The sequence below is a fragment of the Nitrosomonas sp. Nm58 genome, from assembly GCF_900107335.1.
In the GTDB taxonomy this organism is placed as follows: domain Bacteria; phylum Pseudomonadota; class Gammaproteobacteria; order Burkholderiales; family Nitrosomonadaceae; genus Nitrosomonas.
Map to the genome: position 1 here is coordinate 46,700 of NZ_FNPQ01000017.1, position 23,175 is coordinate 69,874.

Here is a 23,175-nt window from a genome sequence, read left to right on the forward strand (position 1 = left end):
CGTCGGCGACGAGGGGAGCTGTATCTTAGTAAAGTCATGACGATCGTGTGGTGGGGTTTCATCTGTCGGTTTACCGGACGTTTAAGCACTATTATCTGAATCAGGTATTGAGGAATGAGTGGCCTTATTTTCCAGGTTTGGGGAGTTACAATCGCTTTGGGCGCTGCAGTGGAATGAACTTCATTGATTCGACCAAGATCAGTGCATCTCACAATCGCCGCATCGGGTCACATAAAGTGATGGCGGCGTTTGCTGCCAGGGGAAAGATCAGCGTGGATTGGTTTTATGGATTCAAGCTGCACTTAATCATTAATGACCAGGAGGAATTACTGAGCGTGAAAATAACGGCAGGTAATGTCGATGATCGTGACCCGGCGCCAGAGCTGGCACGCTCCTTATTTGGGAGACTCTTTGGTGACCGGGGCTACATCTCCCAGCCGCTCTTGTTATTTACGCTTCTATTGAGAATTAGAATTAGGTGTTTCGCGGTCAATCTTTTTCCGGAGTTTCAGTCACTTACTGTAATGGTGTCACGGTTGGTGCTGGGCGATTACCTTGCCACTGAAGAGCAGGGTGATCCAAGTTGAGTCCGATCCGGCACTTGCATTTCACTGTTCTCATCACTGCACCAAGGCCTGCCCGAGCGGCAGAGATTATTGCCCAATGCTCTTATGAGACTGATTGTATCTACTGCTGCGATAACGTGCCAAATCAAGAGTCATGATTATCAAAACATTCCCTGCTGGTAAATTGCTAGTTTTTAATAACTCTACTGCTTATGAAATATTCTCAGCCTCATTTTATATATTCGGCTGTAAACAGCCCCGTTAATTCTTGCAAAGAAAGTATAGTAAATTAACAGTAACATATTGGAATTATTATCATAAAACAAAATTCTGTTTTGTTAGCAATTGATTATTGTTATAATAAGCACAATTTAGGTGGGCTTATTTGGACCATTTTTTATTTGTGGCGAAGCTATGGCGTTGTATGAATTACTGGATTTGATGTTAGCGGGAATAGGTTATGAGCTGATAGAGGTGGAACAATCAGCTCCTGGAAAATTATTAAGAGTATTTGTGGATAAAAAGGATGGTGGTATTACTATTGACGATTGTGTCGCTATTAGTAACCATCTCAATAGATTATTAACGGTAGAAGGTATAGATTATAGCCGACTCGAGATATCTTCTCCGGGCTTGGATAGGCCTCTGAAAAAAGAAAGTGATTTTATTCGCTTTGCGGGAAAATCAGTAAAAATTAAGTTACGTATAGCACTGCAAGGTCAAAAGAACTTTATTGGAATCATACGAGAAATTAATGATGGAATGTTAGAGCTAGAGGTAGAAGGGAGGATCCTGCATATTAAATTAGATAATTTAGAAAAAGCTCGGTTGGTTCCAGAAATATAACTATAGGTGCATAAAAATTGGCTGGAGGAATATGAGTCGCGAGATTTTGCTATTAGTAGATGCCTTGGCACACGAAAAAAATGTTGATAAAGCGATCGTTTTTACTGCCTTGGAAATGGCGCTTGCGTCTGCTACAAAAAAACATTTTCATGAAGATATTGATGTGCAGGTTGTAATTGAGCGGGAGACTGGGAGCTATCGATGTTTTCGTAACAGATTAGTAGTTGCTGATGATGCTGTGGAGAATCCTGCGCGGCAAATTTCTTTGAGTGAGGCGTTACAGTACGATGCTGATATCAAATTGGGTGAGCATATAGAAGAGCCTCTGGAGGTAATAGAGTTTGATCGCATTGGCGCTCAAGCGGCCAAGCAAATAATCTTTCAAAGAATTCGTGATGCAGAACGTGAACAGAATCTGAATGATTTCCTTGAGCGTAAAGAATATTTAGTTGCTGGTACTATAAAACGCATAGAGCGCGGTAATGCTACTGTGGAGGCGGGCAGGATTGAGGCAATTCTACCTCGTGATCAGATGATCCCAAAAGAAAATCTGAGGGTTGGAGATCGTGTTCGCGCTTATTTATTCAAAGTTGATCGCTCAGTAAGGGGGGCTCAATTAGTACTTTCACGTACTTCTCCAGAATTTTTGATCAAATTGTTTCAATTAGAGGTGCCTGAAATTGAAGAAGGGTTGCTCGAAATTAAGGTTGCCGCAAGAGATCCAGGTTCACGCGCTAAAATAGCTGTTAAATCAACTGATCAGCGTATTGATCCAATTGGTACCTGTGTAGGCATGCGTGGTTCTAGAGTGCAGGCTGTTATAAGTGAACTAGCGGGAGAACGGATTGATATTATATTGTGGTCGGAAGATCCTGCTACTTTTGTCGTTAATGCACTAGCGCCAGCCGAGATCAGTAGTATTATGGTCGATGAAGATAAACATAGTATGGATATTGTTGTCAATGAAGAAAATCTCGCGCAAGCAATTGGTCGTGGTGGGCAAAATGTTCGGCTTGCCTCAGAATTAACTGGCTGGGATCTCAATATCATGACTGTAGAGGAGTCACAGAAAAAGAACGAAGAAGAAACCTCTATGATTTGTAAGATCTTCACGGAAAAACTCGATGTGGATGAAGAAGTGGCCAATATTTTGGTAGAGGAGGGTTTCTCTACGTTAGAAGAGATCGCTTACGTACCACTCAATGAAATGCTGGAAATAGAAGCGCTTGATGAAGAGACAATCAATGAATTACGTAATCGGGCACGTAACGTTCTTCTAACCGATGCAATTGCTACTGAGGAAAAGCTTGAACATACATCAGAAGGACTACTTTCTCTGGAAGGTATGGATACTCAGCTAGTTCGTGAGCTAGCGGCTAATGGTATTAAAACACAAGAAGAGCTTGCTGATCTGGCTGCAGATGATTTAGTTGAAATGACGGGTATTGATATTGAACGTGCTAATAAGCTTATTATAAAGGCACGAGAGCCATGGTTTATTTAAAATATGTTTATCATTTTGCTTTGAACTTGAAATTTTAATTATCAACACCAATAGAATAAAAGTAAGAGCCAAAATTAATGCTCTTGTTTTTGAAATGAATTTAAGGTAAACAAAGGGTTGCTGATGACTCAAATGACTGTAGAAAAATTTGCCAATGAGCTGGATATGTTGCCAGAAGCGTTACTTGAGCAGCTTCTGGCTGCGGGCGTCAAGAAGCAGTCGATAGGGGATATTTTGACGGAAATAGATAAAGCGCAGCTGCTTGATTATCTTCGTAAAACGCATGGATCGATTGAATCAAAGAAGAAAATCACATTGACTCGTCGGCAAACTACTGAGATACGGCAATCGGATGGAGCTGGAAAAGCTCGAACTATTGAAGTCAAAGTCCGAAAAAAGCGTGTGCTCACTAACCCCTCTGAGCAAGATACTGAAAGAGAGACAGTGCTGGAAGCAACAACCACATCAGCTCCTGCTATTTCCTCAACATCAGCTCGAAAACCAATAATTGATGCTGCACAGCAGGCATTACGTGAGCAGGAAGCATTAAAACAAGCTGAATTAATTGCTCGTCAAGCAGCGGAGCTCAAAGAGAAGCAGGAAAAAAGAAAAAATATAATTGTTGAAGAAAAGAAAAAATTAAAAGAAGAAGAGCTAATCCCAAAAAAAGAAGAGCCAACCCCATCTACTCCTGGGGAAATACCATCGGTACCACAAGTAACAGTATCTCAACCAAAACAAGTGTCAGCTGAAAGTACTCTCAGCAAGCCTGCCGTTAAACCAGAAGATAAAACTGAAAAGAAAAAGAAACAAACTAAACAAGAAGATTTATGGAAGGATGGGGTTGCTAAAAAGCGTGAAGCTAAAATACGCGGTGATTTGTCAGGAAATCAAGGCTGGCGCGTTCGCAAAGATAAACAGCATCATGGCAAATCAAATTTAGCTGAGGTGCAAACACAGCACGGTTTTTCTGCTCCAACCGAGCCAGTTGTGCATGAAGTTCTTGTGCCTGAAACTATCTCGGTTGCTGCACTCGCACAAAAAATGTCGGTAAAAGCTGCTGAGGTTATCAAAGTGCTGATGAAAATGGGTAGCATGGTGACGATCAATCAAATGATAGATCAAGATACTGCCATGATAGTAGTTGAAGAAATGGGTCATATTGCAAAATATGCTGCACTCGATAGTCCTGAATCTTTTCTTGAAGAAATTAAGACACCAGTTTCAGAGCTAGAGATGCAGCATCGTGCGCCGGTAGTGACTGTTATGGGACATGTTGATCATGGAAAAACATCTCTGTTGGATTATATCCGTAGAACACGTGTAGCAGGCGGCGAAGCTGGGGGAATTACACAGCACATTGGCGCTTATCATGTTGAAACTGCTCATGGAATGATTACCTTTCTTGATACGCCGGGTCATGAAGCATTCACTGCCATGCGTGCGCGTGGTGCAAAAATTACTGATCTTGTTGTTCTGGTTGTAGCAGCCGATGACGGCGTAATGCCTCAAACCATAGAAGCTATTCATCATGCCAAGGCGGCAAATATCCCAATTGTGGTAGCCGTTAATAAAATGGATAAACCTGAAGCAAATTTTGAGCGTATTAAGCAAGAACTTACAAATCATGGCGTTGTATCAGAGGATTGGGGGGGGGATACTATATTTGTAGGTGTTTCAGCTAAAACTGGTCAAGGTATTGATGAGCTTCTTGAAAGTATTTTATTGCAGGCAGAGGTTTTAGAGCTTAAAGCAGTTAAAAATGCGCCTGCTAAAGGAGTGGTAATTGAATCACGCTTAGATAAAGGACGCGGCCCAGTTGCAACCATATTAGTACAGTCTGGCACTTTAAAACGTGGTGATGTTTTATTGACTGGTGCTGTATTTGGAAGAGTAAGGGCGATGTTAGATGAAAAAGGTAATTCAGTTGAAGAGGCGGGGACATCTATACCAGTAGAAATTCAAGGGTTATCTGAAGTGGCAGTTGCAGGTGAAACGATTATAGCCCTGGATGATGAGCGTAAAGCCCGTGAAATTGCATTGTTTCGTCAGGGCAAATTCCGGGATGTGAAGCTTGATAAACGACAAGCTGCAAAGATGGAGGATATTTTTGGCCAGAAAGAAGATATCAAAATACTCAATCTTATTATTAAAGCAGATGTTCAGGGCTCATGTGATGCGCTGTCATATGCTTTGCAGAAACTTGCTACTGATGAAGTGAAAATCAATATTATTCATAGTGGTGTGGGTGCGATTATTGAATCTGATATTAATCTGGCTCTCGCATCCAAAGCTGTTGTGATTGGCTTTAACACACGTGCTGATGCCAGTGCCCGCAAGTTGATTGCTACAGCGGAAGTTGATGTTCGCTATTACAATATAATTTATGATGCGGTTGATGAGATTAAGAAAGCGCTGTCTGGGATGATGGTGCCAGAGCGAAAAGAAAGTATTCTTGGTTTGGTCGATATTCGTGAGATATACCGAATTTCAAAAATAGGCACTGTAGCTGGTTGCTATGTTCTTGATGGGTTGGTGAGGCGTGATTCTCTTGTGCGAGTGCTGCGCGATGGTGTAGTAATACATAGTTGTGGTCTTGATTCCTTGAAGCGGTTCAAAGAGGATGTGAAGGAAGTAAAGGCAGGGTTTGAATGTGGACTTTCACTTAAGAACTTCAATGATATTCAAGTTGGTGATCAACTGGAGGTATATGAAATTGTTGAAACTGCGCGTGTGCTATAACGCTAAAAGTAGATGTAATGTCTAAAGATTTCTCTCGAACGCAGCGTGTTGCTGATCAAATACAGCGTGAGTTGGCTGATATGATTAAAACCGAGGTCAAAGATCCGCGGGTAGGAATGATTACTATCACTGGTGTAGAGGTGACGCGTGATTATGCTCATGCCAAGATTTTTTATACATCGATCAATAGTAATAAAGAGAATAACATTACTATTGAAGAGGGTTTAAAACATGCAAGTGGATTTCTGCGTAGTCAATTATCAAGCAGAATGAGATTACGGGTAATTCCACAACTTCATTTTATTTATGATGAATCAGTTGAGCGTGGATTATATCTTTCGCGGTTAATCGATGAAGCAATTGGAAAAAACTAACAAATATTTTTATATAAGCAATAATTGCTTTTTAATATACTTTTCTAGTGGACCTGAATTCCAGGAATGTAGAAATTTAATTTTAAAATATTAAATCTAATAAAAAATACATAATCTAGATAAGGTTATTAGTATAAATTATTTGTCTTATACAAGCCTACTTTCAAGACTTAGTAAAATTAAACTTATTAAACGCAATATTAGTGGTGTTTTGTTGCTCAACAAGCCATCTGGCTTAACTTCTAATTATTCCCTGCAAATTACTAAGCGTTTTTTCGGCGCTACTAAGGCGGGTCATACTGGCACTCTTGATCCAATGGCTACTGGATTGCTGCCAATCTGTTTCGGAGAAGCCACAAAATTCTCGGCCATGTTATTGAGTGCAGATAAAACCTATCATGCCACATTGAAACTTGGTTATATCAGCACGACGGGCGATGTGGAAGGAGAGATAACTGCAGCAACACGCACGGTGTCAAGTGACAATAAATTAAGCGCCTTACGAATAAAAAATATTCTTCAAACTTTTATAGGGCGAATCAAGCAAACTCCTCCCATGTTTAGTGCTCTGAAATTTAATGGAAAACCCTTATATAAATATGCTCGGAGGGGTGAGGAAGTTGAAAGAAAACCTCGTGAGATTATTATTTATGATTTATGTTTAAACTCGTGGATCGGAAATGAAATATCGATCATGGTTCGTTGTGGAGCAGGAACTTATATACGTACATTAGCTGAAGATATAGGCAAAGCATTGGGTTTTGGTGGTGCATATCTTACAAGTTTATGTCGAAGCCAGATTGGTGAGTTTAGCTTGCAGCAAGCACATCAATTAGATCAATTTCAAGGAGTTTTTTCTTCTGAGCATGATGCATATTTATATCCTATCGATAGCTTGCTTTACAATTTTCCTTCCATCGCATTCAGTGAAGCAGAAACTTTGGCTTTATTACAAGGACAACTGATAAATAATAAAAATAAATATGGCTTGCCTCTGGGAACTAAAATCAGGCTGTATAGCAGTAGCGGGTTATTTCTAGGATTGGGAGAAATAACAGAAATCGGAACAATAGCCCCCAAAAGATTAATATCTTCCAAAGGTATGATAAATCATATTACTGAATAATATGGCTTTTATACTTAAAGTGAAATAAATACTATTAGTAGAAATAAAATAGACAATGATTCATTCATTTTTAAATCATTTTTTCTATAACGACAAAGTGTCAAAGATATTTCAGTACGTTATAATGCTTAGTTTTAATTAATTGCTAACTATGTTGCAAGGCAACAATCTAGAATGTATGCGTGGTGACCGCGTATTATTCAGTGGCATCAATTTTTCTATAAAGCCGGGTGAATTGATGCAGGTACGTGGGCCTAATGGTAGTGGCAAGACTAGTTTATTAAGAATGTTATGTGGCTTAGCGGTTCCAAACTCAGGGGAGGTTAGCTGGAATGGCTCCGATATCCGATCTCTAGGCGAAGATTATTATAGTGTAATAACTTATTTAGGGCATTTAAGTGGTGTAAAAGATGACTTGACCACCATTGAAAATCTGTGTATCACAAGCGCTCTTGCTGGTGTAGAAATTGATAAAAAGACAGCCTGCGAAATCTTACAGAAAATGGGTTTAGAGAAGCGTGAGGCATTGCTGGCTAAAGTACTATCGCAAGGTCAGAAGCGGCGAGTTGCATTGGCGCGCTTGTTGCTAGTACAGACTAAACTATGGATATTAGATGAACCTCTGACTGCATTGGATGTTTCAGCAATTGAATTGATTAAAAATATAATAGAACGATATTTGGCTCAAGGTGGTATGGTAATACTGACGACGCACCAGGAAATTAATATTACAGCTACGGTAACGCATCAACTATACCTTTCTTGATATGTTGATTTGGATAATTCGGCGTGATCTATTATTGGCAATGCGCCGGCAGGCTGATGTATTAACGACATTATTTTTCTTTATTATCGTAGTGAGCCTATTTCCACTAGGTGTGGGGCCAGAAATGAATATACTTCGGATCATGGCTCCAGGAATTGTATGGGTTGCCGCATTACTAGCGTCAATGCTCTCGCTTGGACGTATGTTTTCCAATGATTATTTGGACGGAACCTTGGAGCAAATATTACTCTCACCAACATCCCTGCCTTTATTAGTACTAGGAAAGATGTTTTCACATTGGTTGGTTACGGGAGTTCCCTTAGTATTGATGGCTCCTGTATTAGGTATTCAATATGATTTACCTTTTAGTGCGCTTATAGTGTTGACATTATCATTATTGTTAGGTACTCCTATCTTGAGTCTAATTGGCGCAATAGGCGCTGCCCTAACTTTAGGATTAAGAGGGGGAGGGGTGCTAGTATCATTACTAGTGTTGCCGTTATATATCCCAGTACTTATTTTTGGGGCGGGTGCGGTAGAAGCAAGTACTGCAGGCTTAGGGTTTGACGCACATTTCTCATTGCTTGGTGCTTTCTTGCTTGTATCATTAGTTTGTGCACCTTGGGCAACAGCAGCCTCTCTTAGGATCTCAATCGAATAAAATTCAACTAAAACTTACAAGCAAAAATTTGATATGTCGATAAATTGGTACAAATATGCTTCACCTGCAAGTTTTTATTTTCTGGCAGGAAGAATGATTCCATATTTTTCTATTGCAGCCATAGTATTGCTCATTATTGGTCTTTATATTGGCTTTTTTGTAGCACCGACTGATTTTCAGCAAGGAGAAGCATATCGCATTATTTTCATTCACGTACCAGCTGCGTGGATGTCCATGTTCCTATATTTGGTTATGGCATTTTGGGCAGGGATTGGCCTTGCTTTTAATACCCGTCTTTCATCAATGGTAGCTACGGCTATTGCACCAACGGGAGCAATGTTCACTTTCATTGCATTATGGACAGGAGCTTGGTGGGGCAAGCCAATGTGGGGAGCATGGTGGGTGTGGGATGCACGACTTACTTCCGAGTTAATTTTATTATTCCTTTATATTGGATTTATGTCACTTCAGGCCGCTATTGATGATCCGCGACGGGCAGATAAAGCTGGTGCGGTTATCGCATTAGTGGGCGTAGTTAATATCCCTATTATTTATTTCTCTGTTCAATGGTGGAATACTTTACACCAAGGTGCATCGGTCAGTGTTACTCAATCACCCAAGATGGCTGCAAGTATGCTTATTGGAATGTTGATCATGTCACTTGCCGCATGGATGTATTCCATTGCCATGATATTAATGCGAACACGGGTTATTATATTGGAGCGTGAACGTCATACGGCATGGGTGGCAGAATTAAAGGGGGCTGCACGATGATCTGGAATAATTGGTCAGAATTTTTTTCAATGGGTGGATATGGACTCTATGTCTGGGGTTCATATCTAGTATCATTTGCTTGCATAGCTGGTGAAATTTGGCTGATATTAAATCGTCGTAGAACTTTGCAAAAGTATCTTGGTCTCAGAGACGAATCAACTATAAGAGAGAAAAAATGAAACCACGTCATAAAAAAATAGCGATTATTGCCTCAAGTGTTACAGCATTAACAGTTGCAGCTATTTTGGTACTGAATGTTTTCCAGAGCAATCTAGTTTTTTTCTTTAGCCCTAGCCAAATTGCAGCCAATGAGGCACCGATTGGTAAGAGTTTTAGAATTGGTGGAATTGTAGAAGAGGGTAGTTTAACTCGCCAAGGCAGCAGCACGACTGTTAGCTTTGCAGTAACCGATACTGCAGAAGCAATACAAGTGGTATACACTGGGATACTCCCTGATTTATTCAAAGAAGGTAAGGGTGTGGTAGCGCAAGGGAAAATAGCAGATGATGGTATTTTCTATGCGGATGAAGTTCTTGCCAAGCATGATGAAAATTACATGCCACCAGAGGCTGCGAGCGCACTAGAACAAGCGGCCAAAGCTCAGAAAACATCATTAACCCAATAAGAAAAAAGCTTTCACAGAATACAGAGGGTTAGGATTTCTTAATCTCAGATAATTATTTTTTAGGGATAGCATTTCAATCATGATTCCAGAACTTGGTAATTTTGCTCTAATTCTTGCTATGTTATTAGCTTTAATTCAAGGCACCTTGCCCATTATTGGCGCAGCTCGCGGCATCCCTTCATGGATTGCCCTGGCTCGCCCAGCTGTGCAAGGTCAATTCGTGTTTATTGCTATCTCTTTTGGTTGCTTAGCCTATTCCTTTGTTAGCAATGATTTTTCAGTACATAATGTAGCTTCTCACTCTAATTCTGAATTGCCGCTTCATTTTCGGTTTGCTGCTACTTGGGGGTCGCATGAAGGATCGTTGCTTTTATGGGTACTGTTATTAGCAGGATGGTCAGTTGCTGTTAGTGTATTTAGCCGTCAACTGCCAGACGATATGGTAGCCAGGGTTTTAGGCGTGCTAGGTCTAGTTAGTGTGGGTTTTTTATTATTTTTGTTATTTACTTCCAACCCCTTTGATCGTCTTTTGCCAGCAGCTCTTGACGGTAATGATTTGAATCCTTTACTGCAGGATCCCGGAATGGTATTGCACCCACCTATGCTTTATATGGGGTATGTTGGCTTCTCGGTGGCGTTTGCTTTCGCTATTGCGGCCCTCCTAAGTGGTCAGCTAGATGCTGCCTGGGCACGTTGGTCGCGTCCCTGGACAACTGCTGCGTGGGTATTTCTGACTACCGGTATTATGATTGGTAGCTGGTGGGCTTATTATGAATTGGGTTGGGGCGGCTGGTGGTTTTGGGATGCAGTTGAAAATGCTTCCTTTATGCCTTGGCTAGTTGGCACCGCTCTTATTCATTCTCTAGCAGTTACGGAAAAGCGTGGTAGCTTCAAAAGCTGGACTGTGCTGCTTGCAATAGTCGCATTCTCATTGAGCTTACTCGGTACATTCTTAGTTCGTTCTGGTGTGCTTACATCAGTTCATGCATTTGCCACAGATCCTGCGCGCGGGATATTTATCTTAGTTTACTTAGTTGCGATAGTAGGTTTTTCATTAATATTATTTGCTTGGCGTGCGCCAAAAGTGGGTTTGGGAGGAAACTTTCAACTCATTTCACGTGAATCCATGCTTCTTGTAAATAATGTCCTGCTGTTGGTTGCTGCTGGCAGCGTTATGTTGGGCACACTCTATCCTTTACTGGTTGATGCTTTGGGTCTTGGAAAGATCTCAGTTGGACCGCCATATTTTGAAGCTGTATTTGTACCGTTAATGGCACCGGCTATTTTTCTGATAGGATTGGGACCTATTGCGAGATGGAAACAGGCAAGTTTACCGTCTATGGTTATTCGTTTACGCTGGGCTTTTGGCGTGAGTCTGATCAGCGCATTAATAATGCCATTTTTCATGAGTGAGTGGAAACCACTCGTTAGTTTTGGCTTATTGTTAGCTTTCTGGATCATTGCCAGTATTTTTGTAAATATCAAACATCGTTTACAAAATAGTGGTGAGGGTGGATTACTCACAAAATTATCCCGGCAATCCCGTAGTTACTATGGAATGCACTGCGCACATTTAGGTATAGCTGTTTTTGTCATTGGCGTAACACTCGTCAATGGTTACGAGACTGAAAAAGATGTTCGTATGGAAATCGGTAATACTGTTTCAATTAGTGGGTACACTTTCCGATTTAATGGAATATCAAATATTCCTGGACCTAATTACAAAGCAGTTCAGGGTGATATTGATGTTCTGAAGGATGATAAGCACATTCAGAAACTGTATCCAGAAAAAAGGACTTACAATGCTTCCGGTATGGTCATGACTGAAGCAGCCATTGATGCCGGTTTATTCCGTGATCTATACATTGCCTTAGGTGAACCATTAGATAACAATGCCTGGGTTGTTCGCGTTTACCATAAGCCATTTGTAGACTGGATATGGCTAGGATGCATCTTAATGGCATTAGGTGGAATTCTAGCTGTTACAGATCGTCGTTATCGTTACGGTATTCGTAAAAAAGACAAGACTGAGATCACTTCAGAATTACTTACTAAAAGTAATGCAGACATAGAATCCAGAGATACAGAGCCGGTTATTCTTCCAGAGGTAAGAAAAGTATGATTCGCTTCTTACTACCGCTTGCTATATTTATTGTTCTGGTTGTATTTCTTGGAATTGGTCTGACACTAAATCCTCGCCAGGTACCATCGCCTCTTATCGATAAACCTGCACCTGTTTTCCAGTTAAATCATTTGCATGATCCGGACAAAACCATGATGTCGAAAGATAATCTTGGTAAAGTATGGATGTTGAATGTTTGGGCCTCTTGGTGTGTGGCTTGCCGTGATGAGCATCCTCTGCTTGTGCAACTAGCCAACACAGGAATAGTGCCAATATACGGTCTCAATTACAAAGATGAGCGAGATACTGCTTTACAATGGCTTAGACAATATGGTGATCCTTATACGGTCAGTATTGTTGATTCCGATGGTAAGGTAGGTATTGATTATGGTGTCTACGGTGTTCCTGAGACATATATTATTGATAAACAGGGAATTATTCGTCACAAGCATATTGGACCTGTAACGGTAAAATCACTGGAAGACAAGATTCTCCCCTTGATAAGGGAGTTGCAAGGATAGATTCGATGTATAAATTTAAAGCTATAAATATTTTTGTCTTACAAGAGCGTGCTGGTCAATTTTTTAAATATATAAAACAGCTAGTTATTGCTTTTTCTATGATTTTGTTGCCATCAACTAGTTTTGCTAATGAAGCATTACCGGTTGCCGAGGATCCGGTGCTGGAGAAACGTCTGGTTGAACTGTCAGAGAATCTCCGTTGTCTGGTATGCCAGAATGAATCACTTGCTGGCTCTCGTGCCGATTTTGCTATCGATTTGAGGCGTGAAATTCGAGAGCAAATGAAAGCTGATAAAAGTGACGAAGAAATCATAGATTTTTTGGTTGCTCGCTATGGTGACTTTGTTCTTTACAACCCACCACTCAAAACTACCACAATATTATTATGGTTTGGCCCGCTTATTTTATTTATAGGTGCAACGACAGCCTTAATTTTCTATTTAAGACGTCGTCGTACACAGATAGATGATATCCCACTATCAGAAAGTCAGCGCTTAGAGGCTGAAGCTTTAATAAGAAAAATTAATAAGGAATAAGTAAGTATGACTTCATTTTGGGTCGTGGCTGGTATTTTTATTGTTGCTGCGTTGCTGTTTGTACTTCCGACTCTGCTGAGAAAAAGGCAGGATAAAATAGAATTATTAGAACGGGAAACTGCGAACATTGCGATTTATCGTGACCAGCTTGCTGAATTAGATAATGATCTGCGTAATGATATTTTATCCAAAGAACAATATGATAAAAGTAAGCAGGAATTGCACAAAAGAATGCTGCAAGACTTAGCAGCATCATCGAAAAATCCTTCAGCCTCCTCTGCTATAAAAAGCCATGGAATTGCCACGATAGCTGTTGTCATTTTAGTGATTCCACTTGCAGCAATATCGTTATACATGGTTTTGGGTGATACACGTGGATTGCTTCCACAATCCCAGTTAGCTAGCGTAACACAATCTCATTCACAAGATATGACAGGGATGCCTCCTGGCCATACCGAAATTAAATCCGTTGTGGATAATTTGGTTGCGCGTCTTAAGGAAAATCCAGAGGATATCGAAGGTTGGGTTATGCTAGGCCGAACCTACGCAATTACGGGTCAATTTGATGAAGCAAGTGCGACGTATGCCAAATTAATTGAAATTATTCCTGATAGCGCACAATTGTTGAGTGATTATGCAGACGTACTAGCAATGACAAATAATGGAAGTTTGATTGGTAAACCCGCTGAGTTAATTAATCAAGCACTTAAGATTGATCCAAATTATCCAAAGGCCCTTGCATTAGCAGGAACTGTTGAATTTGAACAAAAAAAATATGATCAAGCTACAGTCTATTGGGAAAGATTATTGAGCGCTATTCCATCTGATTCACAATTAGCTAAATCAGTAAGTGACAGTATTGCTCAGGCAAAATCACTGGCTATGAAGGGTGAAGAGAGTACCACCGCCCCGCTGCAATTGACACAAAGCTCAAATATAAGCAGTGACTTACCTGCTGAGACAAAACAGCAACCATTATCTGATAAATCGGATAGCACCAAAGCTACCACTACTATCACGGGTACCGTCACGCTGAATCCTTCTTTGACCAACAGAGTGTCACCAAATGATACTTTGTTTGTTTTTGCACGAGCCAAAACTGGACCAAAAATGCCATTAGCTATTTTAAGATTGACTGCTAAAGATTTACCTACAACCTTTTCACTAGATGATGATATGGCCATGACACCAACTATGAAGATGTCTAGTTTTCCAGAAGTGGTTATAGGTGCTAGGATAACGAAGTCAGGTCAAGCTGTACCGGCAAGTGGCGATTTAGAAGGTTTTAGTCAACCTGTAAAAATCGGTGATAAAGATATCGCTGTTGTAATCGATCAAATAATTCCCTAGACCAATTTTCAATAAAACGTTAGTTTGTGTAAATATTACGATGATGCTTAAACTTGCTCCAGATTTTGAGCTTAAGGCCACTGGTGAGAAAGTGTTTCGCCTATCAGCACATTTAGGGAGAAATATAGTAATTTATTTTTATCCTAAAGATAATACGCCAGGTTGTACAGATGAGAGTCTACAATTTCGTGATCTATATACTGAATTTAATGATCTTAACTGTGTAATTATTGGAATTTCACGAGATAATATAAAATCTCATGAGAATTTTAAGGAGAAATTATCATTACCTTTTGACTTGCTTAGCGATACTGATGAGTCCATATGCGAACTTTACAGTGTCATTAAAATGAAAAATATGTTTGGTAAACAAGTGCGCGGCATAGAACGTAGTACTTTTATGATCGATGCAAAAGGTATCTTACGAAAAGAGTGGCGTGGTGTTAAAGTGCCTGGTCATGCCGAGGAGGTTCTCTCGTTTATTAGAGAATTAAAAAATTAAATAAATTTTATGCTAATAAATGCTTAATTGAGCCTTTTTCCTCTAAAAGTTCTTTATATGTTGCAAGTATTTTTGTTCTAGAAATTTCATTTATTTCTAACCCCTGAACAATTGTATAAACGCCATTTTGACAAGTGACGGGAAACCCATAAATTACTCCCTCCGGAATTTCATAGCTTCCATCAGAAAGAACTCCCATTGATACCCAATCATTTGCTCTTGTACCAATAACCCAGTCATGGACATGGCTAATTATTGCATTAGCGGCACTGGCTGCACTCGATAGTCCTCTTGCTTCAATTATTGCAGCACCTCGATTCTGAATGGTAGGAATAAAATAATCCTCTATCCAAGCCTGATCACCAATAAGGTTTATGACTTTCTTGTTATCTATTTCTGCATGACTTAGATCAGGAAACTGCGTAGAGGAATGATTACCCCAAATAATCATTTTTCTGATTTCAGATACAGGCTGACCTAATTTTGTTGCTATTTGATACAATGCCCGATTGTGATCAAGTCTAAGCATGGCAGCAAAATTACCTGTTGGTAAATCCGGAGCATTTCTCATTGTAATATAAGCATTAGTATTGGCTGGATTGCCAACAATCAGTACTCTTACATTACGTTTAGCAACTTTATTAAGTGCTTTACCTTGAATGCTGAATATTTCTGCATTTGCTGTGAGCAGATCCTTGCGCTCCATGCCCTTAGTTCGAGGGCGCGCGCCAACTAAAATGGCAATATCCGCCATATTGAAAGCAACTAACGGATCATCTGTTGTGACGACATTCTTCAAAAGTGGGAAAGCACAGTCGCACAATTCCATTACTACGCCATCAAGGATATGCTGAGATCCAGTAACGTCAAGTAGATGCAAAATGATGGGTTGATCACTTCCAAGCATATCACCAGCCGCAATCCTGAACAACAGACTATAGCCAATTTGACCTGCTGCGCCTGTGATCGCAATACAAAGAGGAGGTTTCATTCTTTAATTTACAAAATATTATCACTCATAATAAAACGCATAAATAAACAAGCTCGTCTATTATATTAAAAGTCTACCACTGTTTCCTTCTGATTTAGGATAATAATCCGATAATATTGCATACTTCCCATCTTCATGGGTTAGAAAAATACTGGACAGCAAAATATCTTACAGGATGCTCTGTGAGAAAAGGAAACAAAAAGAGCTCATAAATCTTATTAGAATAGGGGCTCAGGCAAGGAAGAGCTATAGTTAAATCTGGTGTACTAGGGTCTGTTAACGTTTTGAGGTAAGTATTTCATAAGTCGAATTAAACTCGTAATATTGAGAGATTTTCACCCCCCCCACAAAACGAGTTTGCGATGCCCCGACTGATGAGTTCTGGCCGAAGCTGGAGAAGATTCTGCTTCAAGAAGCGATTTATAACAAGCGCAATCTGCGCATGACGGTGGAAGGTGTGCTATACCGAATGCGGGTTGGTTGTCCGTGGCGGGACTTACCCGAGGTTTTTGGATGCTGGAATTCCATCTATAAGAGATTCAATGCTTGGTCATCCACTAACAAGTGGAGCAGAGTTTTCAAGGCACTGATTATTGATCCGGATTGGGAGTGGGAATTTATTGATGGCAGCTACGTTAAAGCGCATCAGCACAGTACGGGAGCTGCCAACAAGAAACCACAGGCCATCGGAAAAAGCCGTGCTGGCAACACTACGAAGATCCACCTTGATGTTGATGGTTGTGGTTTGCCGGTTGAATTTGAAATTACCGACGGAGATGTGAATGATTGCTCTGTGGCACCGGAGCTGATGGCCAAGTTACCTGATACGCAGGCGATTGTAGCGGATAAGGGCTATGATAGTGAGTGCATACGTGAGCAGATCATAAAGAAAGGAGCCAGGGCCGTGATCCCAAGAAAGCGCAATTCGCTGAAGGGTAACGCAGATATGGATTGGGGCTTGTATAGGTACCGGCATTTGGTGGAAAACGCCTTTGCCCGATTAAAGCAGTATCGGGCAATAGCAACACGATACGACAAATTGAAAAGAAATTACGAAAGTATGGTAGCTATCGCGTGTGGATATCTTGTGGCTATCTATGTGAAATGTCAACAGACCCTAAAGCCGCGTCGGCGACGAGGGAAACTGTGTCTTAGTGAAGTCATGACGATCGTGGTGGGGTTTCATCTGGTCGGACTACCGGACATTTAAGCACTATTACCTGAATCAGGTATTGAGGAATGAGCGGCCTTATTTTCCAGGGTTGGTGAGTTACAATCAATATCTTTGAAAAATCTCCTGTTGAAATGCCCCTCAGGTAAAGCCAAGGCAGAAACTCCTCAATATTCCCGGTATACGCTTCGAGTAAGCGGTACCAGGCTCAGGCTACTGTTAAACTTGATGGCCGATCCGCAGCGATCCCGAACCTTCGGAACTTTGACTTCAATATCTCCAAGCCCTGTCTGAATCGAGCGCTCAGGCATATAGCCGCTTCTGACCCCTGCCGCTTTACCTTCATCAGTTTTTAAAGATCCATGCCGCTCAATAAAAATGGATATTTCCGCTTCTATGGCCGCGGTCAGCATCTTACGAGCACCTTCCCGGAGTATTTCTTGCAGCGGATCATTCTGGTCTGGTTTGTTCAGTTTAAAAATATTATTATCTGTCATTGCGGTGTTTTCCTTTCTTGATAGTTGATCTGGGCAGATCTTTATCAACAGATTACACCGCTTTCTTCTCTTGTTATACACCAGAAATGAGCATAGCTCATCAATTCTGGATGCACGGGAGAAAATAAAGATGCATACTTTGGCTATGCGACGTCGTATGTATTACGATAACCAATCAAAAAATTCAAACCTGATAGCTAAAGTGCCTCTTAATTCATGTAATCATCTGTCCAAGTTAGTTTGACAACATACAGCATGGATTGCTGTTTTGAAGGATCACAATATCCAGATCAGCATGGATGGGACGGCAAGAGTTATGATTGTGATAATATTTTTGTTGAGCGGCTATGGCGTACAGTAAAGTATGAACTCTTATACACCAAAGCATTCAATGACTTAAATGAGGTGAGGCAAAGTTTGACTCAATGGTTTGACTGGTACAATCAGGAGCGTTTTCATCAAAGTCTTGATAACCAGACCTCCAATAAGGTTTACTATTCAATACCAGATAATTCATCAAGCTGCCTGAGCTTGATTAACCAGTCCTGTCAGAGCTTATTTCTACTACCAGGCTGTGTAGTTGATGGAAGTCACTTCACATAACTAGGTAGTTATTTACTAATTTCATTAAGAAGCCGCTAATAAAAGATGCGTATTCTACATATACTTGATCATTCCATCCCGCTACATAGCGGCTACACTTTTCGAACTCTGTCCATTTTAAAAGCACAACACGCACTAGGCTGGGAAACTTTTCATCTAACGAGTGCAAAGCATGGTATCTCAAAACTATTTGAAGAAAAAATTGATGATTGGCATTTTTACCGCACACCTAGCATCTCCGGTGTTATTAATAAACTACCTGTTCTGAATCAAATCTCAGTTATCAATAATTTGACTCGACGGCTGGATGAAGTTGCTAAAATTGTTAAACCTGATATTTTGCATGCACATTCTCCGGTACTAAATGCTATCCCTGCTATTCGTGTTGGGAAAAGATTGGGTATCCCTGTGGTTTATGAAGTAAGAGCGTTCTGGGAAGACGCCGCGGCCAATCATGGTACTAGCCGGGAGTGGGGATTGCGTTATCGCTTGACGCGGGCTCTTGAGAACTATGCATTACGCCGAGTCGACGCAATTACAACTATTTGTGATGGATTGCGCAATGATATTGTAAGGAGAGGTATTGCAGCCAAAAAAATTACTACTATTCCTAATGCAGTTGATATCGAGAAATTCTCAATCGGTAATGAAACAGATAGAACGCTTAAAATTCAACTTGGTCTGCAGGGTAAGCGCATAATTGGGTTCATTGGATCATTTTATGCGTATGAAGGACTTGAAATTCTGTTGCGCGCCTTGCCGATTATGTTACTGATACATTCTGATTTGCGTATATTGCTGGTAGGAGGAGGACCGCAAGACGCTCATCTGAGACAACTTGCTAAAGATCTTGGTATTCAGGATAAAGTCATTTTCACTGGGCGCGTGCCTCATGATCAAGTAAGAGATTACTATGACTTGATTGAAATATTAATTTATCCTCGCTTATCTATGCGTTTAACAGATTTGGTAACACCACTTAAACCTTTGGAGGCCATGGCGCAGGGTCGGCTATTGATTGCTTCCGATGTAGGTGGACATTTAGAACTCATTCGAGATGGGGAAACAGGAATACTGTTCAAAGCGGGTGATACTCAATCACTTGCAGAAAAGGTAAATAATCTTTTGAATTCACCTCATCAATGGTCTAATTTACGTAGAGCAGGACGTCTCTTTGTAGAAACAGAACGTAATTGGCAAGTCAGTGTCGCAAAATACAAAGCTGTTTATAAACAACTTATAGCGAACTAAGGAAAACCGATTGAAGGTTTCTGAATTGTATATTGGACTAGTAGGCCCTTTGCCACCTCCTTCCGGTGGAATGGCAAATCAAACTGAGCAATTAGCCAGATTACTACGTCAGGAGGGCGCTCAGATTAAACTGATCCAAGTAAACTCTCCCTATTATCCTGAATGGATAAACAAGATCAAAGGGATTCGAGCTCTTTTTCGACTGATACCTTACTTAATTAACCTCTGGCGCTCAGCGGATACAGTACAATTATTTCATGTTATGGCTAATTCAGGCTGGTCATGGCATCTCTATGCTGCACCAGTCATCTGGATCGCACGAATTAAAAAAAAGCCTGCTGTAATTAATTATCGGGGTGGAGAAGCAGAAGCTTTTTTTGAAAAATCTTTTTTCTGGGTTAAGCCTAGTCTGGAATTGGCTGCTGCAGTCATCGTGCCATCTGATTTTCTTGAAGAAATATTTAAGAAAAGAGGATTTGCAACGATTATTGTACCTAATATTATTAATCTCGATCGCTTCTCAGAACAAACTGACAAAAGGAATCAGAAGATTGCAAAAGCACCTCATATCATTCTGACACGTAACTTAGAGGCAATATATGACAATGCCACAGCTATACGGGCTTTCTATCAAGTTAGAAGTTTTTTTTCTGATGCAAGATTGACAATAGCCGGTTCGGGGCCTGAAGAATTAGCACTTAATGCATTGGTAAGAGAGCTTGGATTAGTGGATGCGGTAACATTCACTGGCCGAGTTGATAATGAGGCTATTATTAGTCTTTATCGTAGCGCAGATGTAATGGTCAATCCAAGTTTAGTTGACAACATGCCCATTTCGATTCTAGAAGCTTTAGCCTGTGGAGTACCGGTAGTGAGTACCAATGTTGGAGGTATCCCCTATCTAGTAGCCCATGATAAAACAGCGTTACTGGTTCCTCCTCAAGATCCAATAGCAATGTCTCGCGCTATTCTGACTTTACTCAATGACCCTATCAAAGCAAGGAAAATTGCTGAAGCAGGGCTCATAACTGTGCAGCAATATACTTGGCGCAATGTGCAGAATCGTTTATTGAGCGTTTATGAACAGGTTCTAGCTAAATCATTCAATTAGATAAAGAATGAATTCTAACTATAAGCAAAGAAAGAGTTTTTATACGTTACTGGTATCCAGTCTATTTTTTCCTATTCATGAATATCTTAAGTGCCATAATAGCGTTTCTGTACGCAAACAATTGGAAATATCACAGTGGTGGCCAAGGCAGCAAATCGAACAGTTCCAATTTACTCGGTTGCGCCGATTACTTTTTTATGCGCAAGCAAATGTTCCTTATTATCACAGTTTATTTGCTGAAATAGGTTTTAACCCAACTGAAATCAACTCTCTCGCTGATTTAAAACGTCTGCCTTTACTTGATAAAGCAAAGATTCGCAATAACATAGATACACTTAAATCAATTAAAGCACAGAAATTAGCTCGTTTTAATACCGGAGGTTCAAGTGGTGAGCCACTGGTTTTTTATATAGGTAATGAGCGTATTAGTCATGATGTCGCTGCAAAATGGCGTGCAACTCGCTGGTGGGATGTGGATATCGGTGATCCAGAGATTGTTGTCTGGGGATCTCCTATAGAACTAGGTGCACAAGACAGCATACGTGTTTTGCGTGACCGCTTGTTTCGGAGCAAGCTATTACCTGCATTTGAAATGTCCGAGCAAAAGCTGAATATATTTCTGAAAGAAATTCATTCTCAACGACCAAGAATGCTTTTTGGCTACCCATCAGCGCTGGCCCATATTGCAGGCCATGCTGAAAAAATAGGTATGCAAATGGATAATCTGGGTGTTCGAGTTGCTTTTGTTACCTCCGAACGACTATACGATGATCAACGTCAGCAAATCAGTAAAGTCTTTGGTTGTTCTGTTGCAAATGGCTATGGGGGGCGTGATGCGGGTTTTATTGCGCATGAATGCCCAGTAGGAAATATGCATATTACTGCTGAAGATATTATCGTTGAAATCACTGATCACCACGGCATCCCTCTGCCTCCAGGACAGTCTGGCGAGATAGTAATTACGCATCTTGCGAGTAGCGACTTTCCATTTATCCGCTATCGTACAGGTGATATAGGTTCACTAGATGACAAATTGTGTAGCTGTGGGAGAGGACTTCCTTTATTAAGAGAAATTCAAGGGCGTAGTACTGATTTTGTAATGGCGCAAAATGGTACTGTCATGCATGGTTTAGCGTTAATTTATATTTTGAGGAATTTACCACAGATTAGCGCATTCAAAATCATACAAGAAAGCCTGAATCTTACTCGTGTATGGGTCGTAAGTGAAATTGGATTAGATCCTACTATTAGCGAAATGATAAAACATAAATTTCAATCAAGATTGGGCCAGAAAGTAGAAATTATTATTGAAGAAGTAGCAGAAATTCCTAAGGAAAAATCTGGTAAGTTTCGATATGTAATGAGTAAAGTTTCTCCAAATTGACTCTCAACAGAGGTTTAGGCTTCAGTAATTCTAGTTTTCGATAGAAATCACAATTTAGAGAATATATAACATCTTGTAAATAAATCATTTTATATCTGGTTTTTATTTACTCTCCTGGTAGCTACTAGCTCCCAAATAATTAAAAAAACACTTGACAGGTTTTTGGGCGAGAAAAATTTAATTTCGAGCTGCACTGATAAATTCCCACGGCAGTCACCTATTTCTATTTTATAAGTGAAATAATATAAGCAACTTATGAAAGGAAATATTGTGATGGCACGAGTAGCCAGTGTAACGTCCCCGACTAATATTTAGAAATGATAGAATTGGCGATTATGAGAACGCCAATGAAAATTTCGCTGGGTGATAAAGACAAAAATACCCTGCAGCGATGGTTGAAGAGTCGAGCTGTTGGGCCAAAGCAGAAGTTACGAGCAAAGATCATATTAATGACAGCTGAGGGCCGGCCAACCGAGGAATTAATGAGTTTACTTAATGTCAGCAATCCGACTTTGAATCTCTGGCGCAAGCGCTATCTGGAGTGTGGCATTACGGGGTTGGTAAAGGGCAAGACGCGCACGCCTGGGATACCGCCACTACCACAAGACAAAATACAGGAGATACTGACACTGACGATGACGGGCTAGCCGGTTTCTGCCACACATTGGAGTTGCCGCACAATGGCCAAGCAAGTCGGGGTATCAAGGATGTCGGTGAACCGGATTTGGCGTGAGCACAAACTCAAACCGCACCAAGTTAAGGGTTTTAAGGTATCCAATGATCCATTATTTGCCGAGAAGTTGCGAGAAGTTGCGAGATGTGATTGGTCTTTACTTAGTCGGCCCTGCAAAATTCACCCGGCTGCTAATATAGATTTAGCATGCCGAGTATTCACATCAACAGTCAGAAGTTCGCTCCTGATAGAATTGACCAGCTGAAGCAATAAAATGCGTAAAAAAGCCGTCTTCAGCCCCAGGCGAACCATTGCCCGCAGCAACCAGCGTAGGTTGTAACCCGTTGCACACAGTACTGCATGGAGCGCATCGCCCAGTTTTCGCTGTAACCAGCAACGATCCATTCGGTGATCTGATTTGAGATGCCCGATCGCGGGCTCCACGGCTTGGCGCCGCTTAAGCCATCTTCGTTGCTGCT

Annotated in this window: 24 protein-coding genes and 1 pseudogene; 22 read left to right on the forward strand and 3 right to left on the reverse strand. The window is 40.7% G+C overall.

Annotated features, from left to right (window positions below):
• Nucleotides 1–50 precede the first annotated feature (50 nt).
• The 16 genes from BLW34_RS08295 to BLW34_RS08370 all read left to right on the forward strand — a co-directional run bounded on the left by BLW34_RS08295 (nt 51) and on the right by BLW34_RS08370 (nt 15,015).
• Nucleotides 51–587: a transposase gene (locus BLW34_RS08295; protein WP_090578147.1), complete on the forward strand. Its 537-nt coding sequence runs from the start codon at nt 51–53 to the stop codon at nt 585–587.
• 393 nt (nt 588–980) lie between these two features.
• The gene (gene rimP, locus BLW34_RS08300; protein WP_090541638.1) at nt 981–1,412 is read left to right on the forward strand and encodes a ribosome maturation factor RimP; all 432 of its coding nucleotides are present in this window, start codon (nt 981–983) and stop codon (nt 1,410–1,412) included.
• A gap of 31 nt (nt 1,413–1,443) precedes the next feature.
• A complete protein-coding gene (nusA, locus tag BLW34_RS08305) occupies nt 1,444–2,916 on the forward strand; it encodes a transcription termination factor NusA (RefSeq protein ID WP_090578149.1) in 1,473 nt (490 codons plus the stop codon).
• Between the two features lie 123 nt (nt 2,917–3,039).
• Nucleotides 3,040–5,658 carry a translation initiation factor IF-2 gene (gene infB / locus BLW34_RS08310; RefSeq protein WP_090578152.1) on the forward strand — a complete coding sequence of 873 codons (2,619 nt, stop codon included), beginning with the start codon at nt 3,040–3,042 and terminating at the stop codon, nt 5,656–5,658.
• Between the two features lie 17 nt (nt 5,659–5,675).
• The gene (gene rbfA, locus BLW34_RS08315; protein ID WP_090578155.1) at nt 5,676–6,032 is read left to right on the forward strand and encodes a 30S ribosome-binding factor RbfA; all 357 of its coding nucleotides are present in this window, start codon (nt 5,676–5,678) and stop codon (nt 6,030–6,032) included.
• A 142-nt stretch (nt 6,033–6,174) separates the two neighbouring features.
• Nucleotides 6,175–7,158 carry a tRNA pseudouridine(55) synthase TruB gene (truB, locus tag BLW34_RS08320; RefSeq protein WP_090578158.1) on the forward strand — a complete coding sequence of 328 codons (984 nt, stop codon included), beginning with the start codon at nt 6,175–6,177 and terminating at the stop codon, nt 7,156–7,158.
• 151 nt (nt 7,159–7,309) lie between these two features.
• Nucleotides 7,310–7,924 (forward strand): cytochrome c biogenesis heme-transporting ATPase CcmA, encoded by a 615-nt coding sequence (gene ccmA / locus BLW34_RS08325; RefSeq protein WP_090541626.1) that lies wholly within the window; start codon nt 7,310–7,312, stop codon nt 7,922–7,924.
• A gap of 1 nt (nt 7,925) precedes the next feature.
• Nucleotides 7,926–8,585 (forward strand): heme exporter protein CcmB, encoded by a 660-nt coding sequence (gene ccmB / locus BLW34_RS08330; RefSeq protein WP_090541624.1) that lies wholly within the window; start codon nt 7,926–7,928, stop codon nt 8,583–8,585.
• Between the two features lie 33 nt (nt 8,586–8,618).
• Entirely contained in the window at nt 8,619–9,359 is a 741-nt protein-coding gene (gene ccmC, locus BLW34_RS08335) for a heme ABC transporter permease CcmC (RefSeq protein ID WP_090578161.1), read from the forward strand.
• A gap of 29 nt (nt 9,360–9,388) precedes the next feature.
• Nucleotides 9,389–9,538: a heme exporter protein CcmD gene (ccmD, locus tag BLW34_RS08340; protein ID WP_256203697.1), complete on the forward strand. Its 150-nt coding sequence runs from the start codon at nt 9,389–9,391 to the stop codon at nt 9,536–9,538.
• The gene (gene ccmE / locus BLW34_RS08345) at nt 9,535–9,984 is read left to right on the forward strand and encodes a cytochrome c maturation protein CcmE (protein ID WP_090578163.1); all 450 of its coding nucleotides are present in this window, start codon (nt 9,535–9,537) and stop codon (nt 9,982–9,984) included. Before ccmD ends, ccmE begins: the two co-directional genes overlap by 4 nt.
• 79 nt (nt 9,985–10,063) lie before the next feature.
• A complete protein-coding gene (locus tag BLW34_RS08350; protein WP_090578168.1) occupies nt 10,064–12,106 on the forward strand; it encodes a heme lyase CcmF/NrfE family subunit in 2,043 nt (680 codons plus the stop codon).
• Nucleotides 12,103–12,627, forward strand: a complete 525-nt coding sequence (locus BLW34_RS08355) for a DsbE family thiol:disulfide interchange protein (RefSeq protein WP_090578171.1) — start codon at nt 12,103–12,105, stop codon at nt 12,625–12,627. Before BLW34_RS08350 ends, BLW34_RS08355 begins: the two co-directional genes overlap by 4 nt.
• A 98-nt stretch (nt 12,628–12,725) precedes the next feature.
• Complete coding sequence (locus tag BLW34_RS08360) at nt 12,726–13,163, forward strand: cytochrome c-type biogenesis protein (protein WP_256203698.1); 438 nt, start codon at nt 12,726–12,728, stop codon at nt 13,161–13,163.
• A 6-nt stretch (nt 13,164–13,169) separates the two neighbouring features.
• A complete protein-coding gene (gene ccmI, locus BLW34_RS08365; RefSeq protein WP_090578177.1) occupies nt 13,170–14,513 on the forward strand; it encodes a c-type cytochrome biogenesis protein CcmI in 1,344 nt (447 codons plus the stop codon).
• Between the two features lie 40 nt (nt 14,514–14,553).
• Nucleotides 14,554–15,015 carry a peroxiredoxin gene (locus BLW34_RS08370; protein WP_090578180.1) on the forward strand — a complete coding sequence of 154 codons (462 nt, stop codon included), beginning with the start codon at nt 14,554–14,556 and terminating at the stop codon, nt 15,013–15,015.
• A 7-nt stretch (nt 15,016–15,022) separates the two neighbouring features.
• Here BLW34_RS08370 and BLW34_RS08375 read toward each other — a convergent pair whose 3' ends face one another.
• Complete coding sequence (locus tag BLW34_RS08375) at nt 15,023–16,006, reverse strand: malate dehydrogenase (RefSeq protein WP_090578183.1); 984 nt, start codon at nt 16,004–16,006, stop codon at nt 15,023–15,025.
• A 331-nt stretch (nt 16,007–16,337) separates the two neighbouring features.
• On the opposite strand from BLW34_RS08375, the gene BLW34_RS08380 reads away from it, so the two are divergent.
• Nucleotides 16,338–17,109 (forward strand): IS5 family transposase gene (locus BLW34_RS08380; protein ID WP_371263926.1). Its coding sequence is split into 2 segments (ribosomal slippage): nt 16,338–17,090 and nt 17,092–17,109, totalling 771 coding nucleotides; the frame shifts between segments, so codons are not numbered across the junction.
• Nucleotides 17,110–17,344: 235 nt separating this feature from the next.
• On the opposite strand, the gene BLW34_RS08385 is transcribed toward BLW34_RS08380, so the two are convergent.
• Nucleotides 17,345–17,674 (reverse strand): transposase, encoded by a 330-nt coding sequence (locus BLW34_RS08385; RefSeq protein WP_256203696.1) that lies wholly within the window; start codon nt 17,672–17,674, stop codon nt 17,345–17,347.
• 255 nt (nt 17,675–17,929) lie between these two features.
• Between BLW34_RS08385 and BLW34_RS17370 the strand changes: the two genes are divergently transcribed.
• The 5 genes from BLW34_RS17370 to BLW34_RS08410 all read left to right on the forward strand — a co-directional run bounded on the left by BLW34_RS17370 (nt 17,930) and on the right by BLW34_RS08410 (nt 22,670).
• Nucleotides 17,930–18,277 carry an integrase core domain-containing protein gene (locus tag BLW34_RS17370; protein ID WP_090578186.1) on the forward strand — a complete coding sequence of 116 codons (348 nt, stop codon included), beginning with the start codon at nt 17,930–17,932 and terminating at the stop codon, nt 18,275–18,277.
• 45 nt (nt 18,278–18,322) lie between these two features.
• On the forward strand, nt 18,323–19,528 hold the full coding sequence (locus BLW34_RS08395; RefSeq protein WP_090578189.1) for a TIGR04063 family PEP-CTERM/XrtA system glycosyltransferase: 1,206 nt from the start codon (nt 18,323–18,325) through the stop codon (nt 19,526–19,528).
• A 10-nt stretch (nt 19,529–19,538) separates the two neighbouring features.
• Nucleotides 19,539–20,639, forward strand: a complete 1,101-nt coding sequence (locus BLW34_RS08400; protein ID WP_143037893.1) for a glycosyltransferase family 4 protein — start codon at nt 19,539–19,541, stop codon at nt 20,637–20,639.
• Nucleotides 20,640–20,646: 7 nt separating this feature from the next.
• A complete protein-coding gene (locus BLW34_RS08405) occupies nt 20,647–22,023 on the forward strand; it encodes a phenylacetate--CoA ligase family protein (RefSeq protein WP_090578192.1) in 1,377 nt (458 codons plus the stop codon).
• 347 nt (nt 22,024–22,370) lie between these two features.
• Nucleotides 22,371–22,670: a helix-turn-helix domain-containing protein gene (locus BLW34_RS08410; protein WP_177165990.1), complete on the forward strand. Its 300-nt coding sequence runs from the start codon at nt 22,371–22,373 to the stop codon at nt 22,668–22,670.
• A 206-nt stretch (nt 22,671–22,876) separates the two neighbouring features.
• Here the strand turns inward: BLW34_RS08410 and BLW34_RS16895 are convergent.
• A pseudogene (locus BLW34_RS16895) lies at nt 22,877–23,175 on the reverse strand (hypothetical protein); the annotation flags it as partial.

What these genes read in the sequence shown, in the direction of transcription:
- ccmI (WP_090578177.1), top strand. Translation starts at nt 13,170, where the DNA reads ATGACTTCATTTTGGGTCGTGGCTGGTATTTTTATTGTTGCTGCGTTG.
- ccmD (WP_256203697.1), top strand. Translation starts at nt 9,389, where the DNA reads ATGGGTGGATATGGACTCTATGTCTGGGGTTCATATCTAGTATCATTT.
- BLW34_RS08370 (WP_090578180.1), top strand. Translation starts at nt 14,554, where the DNA reads ATGATGCTTAAACTTGCTCCAGATTTTGAGCTTAAGGCCACTGGTGAG.
- nusA (WP_090578149.1), top strand. Translation starts at nt 1,444, where the DNA reads ATGAGTCGCGAGATTTTGCTATTAGTAGATGCCTTGGCACACGAAAAA.
- rbfA (WP_090578155.1), top strand. Translation starts at nt 5,676, where the DNA reads ATGTCTAAAGATTTCTCTCGAACGCAGCGTGTTGCTGATCAAATACAG.
- BLW34_RS17370 (WP_090578186.1), top strand. Translation starts at nt 17,930, where the DNA reads ATGGATTGCTGTTTTGAAGGATCACAATATCCAGATCAGCATGGATGG.
- BLW34_RS08385 (WP_256203696.1), bottom strand. Translation starts at nt 17,674, where the DNA reads ATGACAGATAATAATATTTTTAAACTGAACAAACCAGACCAGAATGAT.
- BLW34_RS08375 (WP_090578183.1), bottom strand. Translation starts at nt 16,006, where the DNA reads ATGAAACCTCCTCTTTGTATTGCGATCACAGGCGCAGCAGGTCAAATT.
- BLW34_RS08395 (WP_090578189.1), top strand. Translation starts at nt 18,323, where the DNA reads ATGCGTATTCTACATATACTTGATCATTCCATCCCGCTACATAGCGGC.
- BLW34_RS08360 (WP_256203698.1), top strand. Translation starts at nt 12,726, where the DNA reads ATGATTTTGTTGCCATCAACTAGTTTTGCTAATGAAGCATTACCGGTT.
- ccmE (WP_090578163.1), top strand. Translation starts at nt 9,535, where the DNA reads ATGAAACCACGTCATAAAAAAATAGCGATTATTGCCTCAAGTGTTACA.
- ccmC (WP_090578161.1), top strand. Translation starts at nt 8,619, where the DNA reads ATGTCGATAAATTGGTACAAATATGCTTCACCTGCAAGTTTTTATTTT.
- BLW34_RS08410 (WP_177165990.1), top strand. Translation starts at nt 22,371, where the DNA reads ATGAAAATTTCGCTGGGTGATAAAGACAAAAATACCCTGCAGCGATGG.
- ccmA (WP_090541626.1), top strand. Translation starts at nt 7,310, where the DNA reads ATGTTGCAAGGCAACAATCTAGAATGTATGCGTGGTGACCGCGTATTA.
- BLW34_RS08355 (WP_090578171.1), top strand. Translation starts at nt 12,103, where the DNA reads ATGATTCGCTTCTTACTACCGCTTGCTATATTTATTGTTCTGGTTGTA.
- infB (WP_090578152.1), top strand. Translation starts at nt 3,040, where the DNA reads ATGACTCAAATGACTGTAGAAAAATTTGCCAATGAGCTGGATATGTTG.
- BLW34_RS08405 (WP_090578192.1), top strand. Translation starts at nt 20,647, where the DNA reads ATGAATTCTAACTATAAGCAAAGAAAGAGTTTTTATACGTTACTGGTA.
- ccmB (WP_090541624.1), top strand. Translation starts at nt 7,926, where the DNA reads ATGTTGATTTGGATAATTCGGCGTGATCTATTATTGGCAATGCGCCGG.
- BLW34_RS08350 (WP_090578168.1), top strand. Translation starts at nt 10,064, where the DNA reads ATGATTCCAGAACTTGGTAATTTTGCTCTAATTCTTGCTATGTTATTA.
- rimP (WP_090541638.1), top strand. Translation starts at nt 981, where the DNA reads ATGGCGTTGTATGAATTACTGGATTTGATGTTAGCGGGAATAGGTTAT.